Annotated in this window: 3 protein-coding genes; 1 reads left to right on the forward strand and 2 read right to left on the reverse strand. The window is 65.0% G+C overall.

Translation table 11 applies throughout. From position 1 onward, the window contains the following. Window positions 1–180: 180 nt before the first annotated feature. Window positions 181–1,530 (reverse strand): aminotransferase class I/II-fold pyridoxal phosphate-dependent enzyme, encoded by a 1,350-nt coding sequence (locus SOP95_RS30910; protein WP_323609446.1) that lies wholly within the window; start codon window positions 1,528–1,530, stop codon window positions 181–183. Between the two features lie 9 nt (window positions 1,531–1,539). Beyond that, on the reverse strand, window positions 1,540–9,087 hold the full coding sequence (locus SOP95_RS30915; protein WP_323609447.1) for an SDR family NAD(P)-dependent oxidoreductase: 7,548 nt from the start codon (window positions 9,085–9,087) through the stop codon (window positions 1,540–1,542). Between the two features lie 360 nt (window positions 9,088–9,447). Between SOP95_RS30915 and SOP95_RS30920 the strand changes: the two genes are divergently transcribed. Further along, window positions 9,448–11,013 carry a methyl-accepting chemotaxis protein gene (locus tag SOP95_RS30920; RefSeq protein ID WP_274077709.1) on the forward strand — a complete coding sequence of 522 codons (1,566 nt, stop codon included), beginning with the start codon at window positions 9,448–9,450 and terminating at the stop codon, window positions 11,011–11,013. Window positions 11,014–11,071: the final 58 nt, after the last annotated feature.

An 11,071-nucleotide genomic window follows, 5' to 3' on the forward strand; every position in this document is an offset into this window, starting at 1 on the left:
GAAGGCTGTTTTGAATTTTGTGTTGGGCTTGAGGGACCCTTCGCTGGCAAGCCAGCTCCTACAAAAACATCGTGGCATTGGCCGGGACTTGTAGGAGCCGGCTTGCCGGCGAAGGCGGTTTTGAATTTTGTGTTGGGCTGGCGGGCCTCTTCGCTGGCAAGCCAGCTCCTACAAGGGGCGTTAGAGCTTTTGCAGTTCCTGCGCGACGATGGCCACGGTCTCGGCGATTTGCTCTGGGGTGTGCAGGCACGAGACGAAGAAGCGCACGCGGGCGGCTTTTTCCGGGACGGCCGGGTGCAGGATCGGTTGGGCGTTGATTCCGCGTTTGGCCAGGGCGCCGGACAATTGCGTGGCCTTGAGTGAACTGCCGGTGATCACCGGGATCACCGCAAGCCCGGTGCTGGTGCCGGTGTCCAGCCCCGCCTCGCGGGCCAGGGCGAGGAACTGTTGGCCGCGCGCCTGCAAGGTCGCCACGCGTTCGGCGTCGTGGGCCAGGCAGCGCACCGCGGCCAGTGCCGCCGCCGCCACCGAGGCCGGCATGCCGACGCTGTAGAGAAACCCCGGCGCCATGAACTTCAGGTGTTCGACCAGGGCTGACTCGCCGGCAATGTAACCACCGCAGCTGGCCAGGGTCTTGCTCAGGGTGCCCATCCAGATATCGACGTCCTTGCCCGCCAGGCCGAAGTGTTCGCGAATGCCCTTGCCGTTGGCCCCCATGACGCCCAGCGAGTGGGCCTCGTCGACCATCAGGAACACCTTGTGCTTGTTCTTCAGCTCGACGAAACGCGGCAGGTCCGGGTAGTCGCCGTCCATGCTGTAGATGCCTTCCAGCACCACCAGCACCCGCTCGAAATGCTGGCGCTGATCGCCGAGCAGACGGTCGAGTGCTTCATGGTCGTTGTGGGCAAAACTCAAGCGCCGCGCGCCGGACAATTGGATGCCTTGCAGCACGCTGTTGTGGATAAGTTCGTCGTGGATCACCAGGTCCCGCGGGCCGAACAAGTAGCCGATGGTGGTGACGTTGGTGGCATGCCCACTGACGAAGGTCACCGCGTCATCCACCTCGTACAGCCGGGCCAGTTCGGCCTCCAGCTCGCGATGGATCGGCCGGTCGCCGGACACCAGGCGACTGGCCGACACCGACGTGCCGTAGTGATCGATGGCCGCCTTGGCCGCCTCGGCCACCACCGGATGCCCGGAGTAACCCAAGTAGTTGTAGCTGGCGAAGTTGACGAAGCGCTGACCCCCGATCGTGGTTTCGGCGCCCGCCAGGCTTTCGTGCAGCTTGAAGAACGGATTGGCCAGGCCAAAGCGCGCCGCGCCGTCATGCATGATCCGCAGTTGCTGGTAACCGGGATGCTGGTCGAAGCGGTAGAACTGCTCCGGCACCGACCGGGCATTACGACTCACGTCCGCCAGCGAGGCCGGCGGCGCGCCGTCGCCGGTCTGCCGCAGGCGCCGTTCCAGGGCTTGCTGAATCAGCTTGTCTTTCATCGAAGCGCCAAGCCCTGGTGAACTTTTAGAGGTCATAGTCGGTGGTCAATTGATCAAACGGGAGGGTTGGGAATCAGGGTCGCGCGCGCCCTCGCGGACCTGGGCCAGCTCGGCTGCGGACAGCTCGGCGCCATGGCGCGCCAGGGTCAGCGCCTGCAAGTTGTCTTCGGCAACGGGCGCGTCCTCGGCATCCTGGCTGCCGCGCAGCAGTTCAAGAATGCGCACGGTCAACTTGGCAATGCTCGAGGTTTCGCTCAGTTCCATCACCGGCAGGCGAATGCCGAAGCGCTCCTCGACCGCCACCACCAGCTCCACACTCATCAGCGAGTCCAGCCCCAGTTCCTGCAGGGGTCGGCTGCTGTCGAGCTTGCTGGTCGGCATGCGCAGGATCTCGCTGATTTCCTGTTTGAGCATCTCGGCAAACAGCTCGGTGAGTTCCTCGTCGTTCATCTCCTGCAACAGGCGCTGGATGTCATCGACGTTGCTCTCTTCCTCCTGCTCGCCGCTGTGCAGGCGCGCCAGTTCACTGAACTTCGGCGAGCCGGCGGCCGGCAGGAAGCGCGACAGGGCTTTCCAGTCGAGTTCCAGCACACCCAGCCCGGAGCGCTGTTGCAGCAGCAGGCGTTCCAGGGTGTCGAGGGCCGTCTGCGACTGCAAGGCCACGCCGCCCATGCGGCTTTGCAGGGCGTCCTTGACGTCCTGGTTGCGCGCGAGGAAACCGGCATCGTCGATGGCGCCCCACAGCACGGCAGTGGCCGGCAAACCTTGCAGCAGGCGATGACGGGCCAGGGCTTCGAGCCAATGGTTGGCCGCCACGTAGTTGGCCTGCCCCGGGTTGCCGAACAGGGTGGTCGCCGAGGAGAACAGCACGAAGAAGTCCAGCGCCAGGTGCGCGGTCAGTTCGTGCAGGTACTGCGCGCCCTTGGCCTTGGGTTCGAGCACCCGTTGCAGTTGCGCCTGGGTCAGGTTGCGGATCAGTCCGTCTTCGAACACGGTGGCCGCGTGCACCACGCCTCGCAGCGGTGCCTGGGAGGCTTCGATGCTGGCCAGCACGCTGCGCAACTGAGCACTGTCGGTGATGTCGCAAGCCAGCGCCTGGACCTCGATGCCCTGCTCGCGCCAGGCCGCCAGCGCCGGTTGCGCTTCTTCGGTGGCCGCGCCGCGACGACCCAGCAACGCCAGATGACGAGCGCCCTTGTCCACCAGCCATTGCGCGGTGCGCAGGCCGAAACCGCTGAGCCCGCCAGTGACCAGGTAGGTGCCGTCGGCCGCCAGCTGCAAAGCCTGCGCCTTTGCCAGCGGCGCGCGGAACACCTGCTGGATCGGCGTGCGGTAGGTGACGACGATCTTGCCGATCTGCCGCGCCTGCTGCATGTAGCGGAACGACTCGACGACATCGTTGGCATCGAACTCGCGGTACGGCAACGGGCTGAGGATGCCGTCGCGGAACAGCTGCATCATGTCGCCGAACAGGCGGCGGGTCAGGTCCGGGCGCTCGCTCATCAACTGGTCGGCGTCGATGCCGAAGTAGCTGATGTTGTTGCGGAACGGGCGCAAGCCGATCTTGGTGTTCTGGTAGAAGTCACGCTTGCCGAGTTCGAGGAAGCGGCCGAAAGGCTTGAGCACTTGCAGGTTGCGGTTGATCGCCTCGCCAGCCAGGGAATTGAGCACCACGTCGACGCCACGGCCGGCGGTGATCGCCAGGATCTCGTCGGCAAACGCCAGGGAGCGCGAATCGAACACGTGCTCGACCCCGAGCAGGCGCAGGAAGTCGCGTTTTTCATCGCTGCCGGCGGTGGCGTAGATTTCGGCCCCGCACCATTTGGCGATCTGGATCGCGGCAATGCCGACACCGCCCGCAGCGCCGTGGATGAGGATTTTCTCGCCCGGTTCCAGGCGCGCCAGGTGGTGCAGCGCGTAGTACACGGTGAAGAAGGTGCTCGGAATGGTCGCCGCCGCCTCGAAGGACATGCCCTCGGGAATCCGCGCCACCGCGTTGGCATTGGTGATCAGGCGATTGGCGAAGCTCGACGGGCCAAAGCCGACAACCCGGTCACCCGGCTCGAAGTCGCCCTCCACCTGCGCACCCTTGCCGCGCACGACACCGGCGAATTCGAAGCCCAGGGTCGGGCCGGAGAAGCCGTTCTCGATGGCTTCGTCGGACAACAGGCCGAGGGCGTACATGACGTCGCGGAAGTTCAGGCCGGTGGCCTGGACCTCGATGTCCAGTTCATCGCCCGACGGCAGCAACGGTGCGTGGGCTTCCCAGCGCAGGTTGCGCAACTGGCCCGGCAGTTCGAAGCCGAGGCTGACCTGGGTCGGTGCCTGTTGCTCAGCGCTGGTTTCCAGCTGATCAGGGCGCACCCGCAGGCGGGCCACGTAGCGATCGCCCTCGGCGCTGATGGCCAGTTCGGTTTCGTCATCGGCATTGAGCAAGGCCGGCAGCAACGCTTCGACCCCGGCGCCTTCGGCCAGGTCCAGCAGGCGCACGCGGCAACCCACGGCTTCGTTGGCCAGGGTGCGACCAAAGCCCCACAACGCCGCATCGGCGAGGGATGAGAGGTGACCGGCGACCTGAGCAGCGGGCGGCAGCAGATGCACTGCCGCACCACGGGTCAGCAGCCAGCAATCGGGACTGATGCCCGCCTGCTCGCAGGCCTGGGTCAGTGCCGCGGCCAGCATGCAGCGCCGCGCCTGGTCGTCCAGCCCCTCGTTGCCGAACAGGCCGCTGAGCAACAGCAGGTGCTGCGGCACGGACGCAGCGCGCAGTTGCGCAGCAAGATCCTGGGCCGACGCCGGCGCCAGCCAGTCAACGTTTTGCCCCTGCTCGCGCAGGGCGGCGGCCAGTTGCTGGGCGAAGGCGTATTCCGCGCCCTGCTCATCGGCCACCAGCAACCAGCGCTGTGCCGGCAGTGGCTGCGGCTCGAATGGTGCCGCCGCTTCCGCCGAACCCACCAGCACGTAGCTGCCGCTGGACATGGCCGGGCTCAACTCCAGCGCCTCGCCCACGTTCAGGCCGTGGCGGCGCAATTCCTGTTGCCAGAAGCCCGGGCGCTGCTGCACCGACAGGCTGCCCTGGCCCTGCCCGGCCAGCCACCACGAAGGTTGCGCGCCGAACACGAAATCTGCCCAACGGGCCGGGTGCTGCGCCAGCAACATCAGCTGGCCACCGGCGGACAAGCGCGCCGTGGCCTGACCCAGGCCTGCGCTGATGGCTTGCAACGGCGCCAGGTCGGTGGCGACCAGCACCAGGTCAAAACCATCGGCCGGCAATTGCGCGGCGTCGCTCAGGCTGAGCAGGCGCAAGTCCGGGAAGTCGACTTGCAGCAAGCTGGCCGGGTCGAGGTCGTCGGCACTGTACTGGTAGTCGACTCGGTCGAAATCCAGCTGCGCACAGAGTTGCGCGGCGAAAGGCGAACCACCGAAGCCGAGCTCGAGAATGCGCAGCCGCTGGCCGGCCGGAAGAACCGCCAGGCGTTGTTCGATGTGGCGTTTGATCGCATCCAGCACGGCGTGGTAGCCGCTGGCGCCCAGCACCTGGCGGGCGAGTTGCGCCGGCGAGGTTTCCCGGGGCAGCAACGCGTCGATCTGCACCGTGCCGCTGAGCAGGTCCAGCAGGTGGATGCCGATCCGGCCCACCGAGTGAATGATCTGGAAGTGCTCGGGATAACTGCGGAACAGTTCCTGCCAGATGTCCTGGGCACTGGGCCGCTCGTCCTGATCGGCCAGCAGCCAGGCATCGCCGCTGGCAATCAGGCTGCCGTCGTCCAGCGCCTGTTGAAGTAGATGATCGAGGTAGCCCGAGAAGCCTTGTGCTTCTGCCTGCCAGGTTGCCCGTTGCGCCGCGCTGAGCTGGCCGCCGAGGGACGCGATGGCCTCCAGCACGAAGCTTGCGCACAGGCTGTCCAGCAGTGGATCGACTTCCTGGCTGTAACGCACCAGGGTCGGTTCATCGATCACCGATGCCAGGCTTTGCGCCAGGACGCTGTGCAATGGCGAGGCCGGTTGCGGCAACTCACGCGCGGCCAGCGGCCAGGGTTTGGCAACGCCGGCAAAATCCACCAGTTTCAGGTCGCCGCTGCGGTCCTTGTGCAACTTGACGGCACGGAAACGCGCGTCCTTGATGCACACCACGGCACGCCCCTGGGCGTCGTACAGGGTGAAGTCGGCCAGCAGCGAGTGTTCCGAACGACGCACCAGGCGCACCTTGGCCAGGCACGGTGGCAGGCTACCCGCAGCGAAGTTGATGCGCCCCAGTTTCACCGGGATGAACGCCAGGCCGTTACGCGCCTTGGGATCGCGACTGAGCAGTTGAGTAATTAGCTGAAACGCGCTGTCCAGCAGCGCCGGATGCAGGTGCAGGGCCGCCAGTTCCGATTCAATCACGCTCGGGACGCTGAGCTGCGCCAGCACCTGGTCACCGTCGATCCAGCCGGCTTCAATGGCCTGGTAAGCCGGGCCGTAATTCAGGCCGACTGCAGAGGTCAGTTGCAAATGCTCGGCACGGCTGAAATCGGCGGCGCGGGTTGGCAGTGCTGGTGCCGGTTCGCTGAGCAGCACACCACGGGCCTCGCCGGGCAGGCGGGCAACCACATGGCGGGCCCAGGGTTCTTCCTGGGAGGTGCTGCGCGAAACGATCGACACGGTGCCGTCGCTGCTGTCGATCTGCACGCGCACGCGCTTGCTCGACTCGGCGTGCAGCACCAGCGGGCTGTGAATTTCAAGCTCTTCGATGTCGACGAACTCACCCGGCTGGTAGCACTGCGCGGCCGCCAGCACCAGCTCGGTGAAACCGGCGCCGGGGAACAGCACGGCGTCGCCGACCTTGTGGTCTTCAAGGGACGGGAACAGTTGCGTGTCGAGGCGACTGTCCCAGGTCAATTCGTGGCCGGGTACCGCATGACCCAGCAGTGGATGCACCCGGTCCAGGTACAGCGTGCGCGCCGACTCCGGTGTATCGGCATGCCAGTGGCGCTCGCGCTGCCAGGCATAGTTGGGCAAGCGCACGAAGCGACCGGTGCTCGGGAACAGGCACGCCAGGTCGGTCTCGGCGCCACTGATCAGCACCTTGGCCACCGCGCGGGTGACCATCGGCGGCGCGTCGTCATGGCGCTTGAGCGTGGCGATCACTACGCCCTGTTGCTCGCGTGTCGCCAGGGCATCGCTGACATAGCTGCGCAGGATCGGGTGCGGTCCGACTTCGACGAAGACGTTGTAACCCTCCTCGCACAGGGTCTCGCTGGCGGACTGGAACAGCACTGGGAAACGGATGTTCTGCCACCAATATTCGGCGTCCAGGCGCTCGCCATCGAGCAAGCCACCGGTGACCGTGGAATACATCGGGATCTGGCTGGCGCGCGGCGCGATGTCACGCAAGGCCTCGACCACCTGCTCGGCGATGACGTTCATCGCCGGCGAATGGAAAGCGTAGTCCAGGCCAAGGCGGCGCACGAACACCTGGCGCTCGGTGAGTGCCTGTTCCAGACGTTCAAGACCGGCCACGGAACCGGCCACGGTGGCGCCCTTGAAGCTGTTTTCGCCGGCCACGACCACGTCGTCCAGACCCAGCTCCAGCAACAGGTTCGCGGTGTCGCTGCCCGACAGGCCCACGGCGGACATTTGCCCGGAGCCGGCAGTCAGCCCCTGCAGGCGACTGCGGTGGTAGATCACGCGGGTCGCGTCGCCAAGGGTCAACGCGCCACAGGCCCAGGCGGCCGCCACTTCGCCAACGCTGTGGCCCATGACCACCTGCGGCACCACGCCCTGGCTGGCCAGCATGCGGGTCACGCCCACTTGCAGGGCGAACAGCGCCGGCTGGGCCAGTTCGGTCAGGTGGTAACGCTCCTGCCCGTATTCGCCCGCCAGTTCGGCAATCAGCGAATAGCCGGCCAGTCGCTGGAACAGCGTGTCGATTTCAGTCACTGCGGCATGGAACACCGCATCGGTGAGCAGCGCCTTGCCCATGCCCTGCCACTGCGAGCCATTGCCGGAGTAGACGAACACCGGGCCTTGGGCCTGATCCAGTGCGCGACCGCTTTCGACCACCGCGCTCAAGGCCGGGGCGGCCGGGTCCAGGGCGAAATCCAGCAGCGCCTGGGCGCTTTGCTGTCGATCGGCCTCGAACACCACCACGCGTTGTGGATGCAGGTCGCGACGCAGCATGGCCTGGTACGCCACGTCATAGAGGCCGGCTGCGGGGTGATCGTCCAAGTACTGGGCAATGCTTTCGGCCATGGCCGCCAATCCGGCGCTGTCCTTGGCCGTGATCATTAGCGGCACGGCGCCTGTCTGGGCAACGGGCGGTGCAGCTTGCGGGGTATGGCTTTGCAGGATGACGTGGGCGTTGGCGCCGCCGAAACCGAACGAGTTGACCCCCACCACCAGCGTGCCATCCGGCTTGAGGGCGTGGTTGCGGGTGGCGACGTTGAGGTTGAGCTCGGTGAACGGAATACGCGGGTTGAGATTCTTGATGCCGATGGTGGCCGGCACCTGGCGCTCGGTGACGCAGTACAGCGCCTTCATCAAGCCGGCCACGCCGGACGCGGCCTCCAGGTGGCCGATGTTGCTCTTGACCGAACCGATCAACAACGGCTTGTCCGCGCCGCGTACCTGGCCCAGCGCCAGGCCGATGGCCCGGCTTTCGATGGGGTCGCCCACCGGGGTACCGGTGCCGTGGGCTTCCAGGTAATCGATGTCGGCCGGCGAGATCCCGGCACTGGCGTAGGCCTGGGTCATCAAGGCCGCCTGCGCGTCGGCGCTGGGCACGGTCAGCCCGGACTTGCGCCCGTCGGTATTGACCGCACTGCCAGCGACGACGGCGAGGATCTGGTTGCCATCGGCCACCGCCTTGTCGTAATCCTTGAGGTAGAACAGCCCTGCCCCTTCGGAACGCACGTAACCGTCACCGGCTTCGTCGAAGACGTTGCAGCGCCCTTTGCGCGACAGCATCGAGGCCTTGGAGAAGATCAGGAAACCGAACGGGTGCAGGTGCAGGCTGATACCGCCGGCCAGTGCCTGGTCGATATCGCCGCTTTGAATGGCCTGGCAGGCCTGGTGGAACGCGACCAGCGACGAGGAACACGCGGTATCGACCGCCATGCTCGGGCCGTGCAGGTCATAGAAATACGACAGGCGATTGGCCGCGATGCTGAAGGTGTTGCCCGTGGCCGTGGAAGCGTCTACCAGCGACAGGTCATGGGACAGGCGATAGGCATAGTCGGTGCTGGCAATGCCCAGGTACACCCCGCAGTTGCTGCCGCGCACGCTCGACGGTTTTACCCCGGCGTTCTCGAACACTTCCCAGCCCAGTTCCAGCAACAGGCGCTGTTGGGGGTCCATGATCGCCGCTTCCCGGGGCGAAATGCTGAAGAAGCCGGCATCGAAGGTGGAAATGTCACCCAAGGTGCCAGCCGCCAGGGTGTAGGCGGTGCCAGGGTTGGCCTTGTCCGGGTGGAAAAACGCATCGCGGGACCAGCGGGACGGGTCGACCTGGGTGATGAAGTCGTGACCTTCCAGCAGGTTCTGCCAAAAAGTTGCGGAAGTGGAGCCGGGAAAACGAAACGAAGCCCCAATTATTGCAACTTTTTTACGCATGACTTTCTCCACCTTTTTATATTCTCAACGGTACCGCCATCGCTTCGTGCGATGGGTGCGTCGAACACCCTCATGGGTCCGACATAACCTTGAGAAACTTGCTGAATTCCGTTGGGTAGTGACTCTGTATTTATTATTAGGAGTACTTTTCTCCCCGGCATCGGCCACTGAAGCGCCAGCGCTGGGGGCGCAAAATCATACGCTGAGCGCCTCCCGAGGGAAACCCTTACAAACCGTTACAGTACGACCCGTCGTCGCCTATCCGCCTTGATCGACGCAGAGCGCCCGGCAAAAAAAATAAATTCAATAAAGCCACTGCACGGCCGACACCCTGTCAAAGCCTTGCGGATTAAATAAGCCATGCGTAATAACCAGCCCATTACACAACGCGAACGGACCTTCCCGGCTCAGCAACGGTTGATTTCCACCACGGATGCCAAGGGCATGATCACCTACTGCAACGACGATTTCGTCGAGATCAGCGGGTTTTCTCGTGAGGAACTGATCCGGGCGCCGCATAACCTGGTGCGTCACCCCGACGTGCCCGCCGCGGTCTTCGCGCACATGTGGGGCACTCTCAAACAAGGCTTGCCATGGATGGGCATTGTCAAGAATCGCTGCAAGAGCGGTGACCACTACTGGGTTAACGCCTATGTGACACCGATCTTCGAAGGCAACCAGGTGATCGGCTACGAGTCGGTGCGGGTCAAACCCACCGCCGAACAGATTCGCCGCGCCGAAGCACTCTACCAACGAATCAACCAGGGCAAGTCGGCCATTCCTTCGACGGATAAATGGTTGCCGGTCCTGCAGGACTGGCTGCCCTTCATCCTGGTCAGCCAGTTGAGTTTCATGATCGGTGCGACGCTGAACTCCCAATGGGGCTTTGCCCTGGCGGCCGGCCTTTCGGTGCCACTGGGTCTGCTGGGCCTGAGCTGGCAGCAACGCGGCCTCAAGCGCTTGCTGCGCCTGGCCGAGCAGACCACGTCCGACCCGCTGATCGCGCAGATGTACACCGACAGCCGCGGCGCCCAGGCACGCCTGGAGATGTCGATCCTCAGCCAGGAAGCACGCCTGAGAACCTGCCTGACTCGCCTGCAGGACACCGCCGAGCACCTGACCGACCAGGCCAGGCAGTCCGATGCCCTGGCGCACGACAGCTCCACCGGCCTGGAGCGCCAACGCGTCGAAACCGAGCAGGTGGCCACCGCCGTCAACCAGATGGCCGCCACCACCCAGGAAGTCGCCAGCCACGTACAGCGCACCGCCGACGCCACCCAGCAAGCCAATCGCCTGACCGGCCGCGGCCGCGACATCGCCGGGGAAACCCGCGAAGCCATCCAGCGCCTGTCGGTGGTGGTGGGGGAAACCGGTGCGACCGTGACCCAACTGGCCAAGGACAGCAACGAAATCGGCGGCGTGGTCGACGTGATCAAGGGCATCGCCGACCAGACCAACCTGCTGGCACTGAACGCCGCCATCGAAGCGGCGCGCGCCGGCGAGATGGGGCGTGGTTTTGCGGTCGTGGCCGACGAAGTTCGCCAGCTGGCGCAACGCACCAGCGAATCCACCGGGCAGATCCACGCCCTGATCGCCAAGCTCCAGCAAACCGCGGGCACTGCGGTGCAGACCATGGAAGCCGGGCATCGCCAGGCCGAAGAAGGCGTGGCGCGGGTAATGGAAGCGGACCAGGCCCTGGTGGGGATCAGCGAAGCGGTAGCCAACATCACCGACATGACCACCCAGATCGCTGCCGCGACCGAAGAGCAAAGCGCCGTGGCAGAAGAGATCAGCCGCAACATCAGCAACATCTCGGCACTGGCGGACCAGACCTCGGAACAGGCGCAGAATTCGGCGCTGCTGAGTGAAGAGCTGACCAAGACGGCGAATACGCAGTATTCGTTGGTGGAGCGGTTCAACCGCTGATCGATGCTGGCTGATACAGAACCCGGACAGTGAAAGCTTCCGGGTTTTTTGTTGCATC

Source organism: Pseudomonas sp. YuFO8, from assembly GCF_035065025.1.
Classification (GTDB): Bacteria; Pseudomonadota; Gammaproteobacteria; order Pseudomonadales; family Pseudomonadaceae; genus Aquipseudomonas; species Aquipseudomonas putida_AE.

Bases quoted from the DNA above. Each gene is read 5' to 3' on its own strand.
- SOP95_RS30920 (WP_274077709.1), top strand. From the start codon at position 9,448: ATGCGTAATAACCAGCCCATTACACAACGCGAACGGACCTTCCCGGCT.
- SOP95_RS30915 (WP_323609447.1), bottom strand. From the start codon at position 9,087: ATGCGTAAAAAAGTTGCAATAATTGGGGCTTCGTTTCGTTTTCCCGGC.
- SOP95_RS30910 (WP_323609446.1), bottom strand. From the start codon at position 1,530: ATGACCTCTAAAAGTTCACCAGGGCTTGGCGCTTCGATGAAAGACAAG.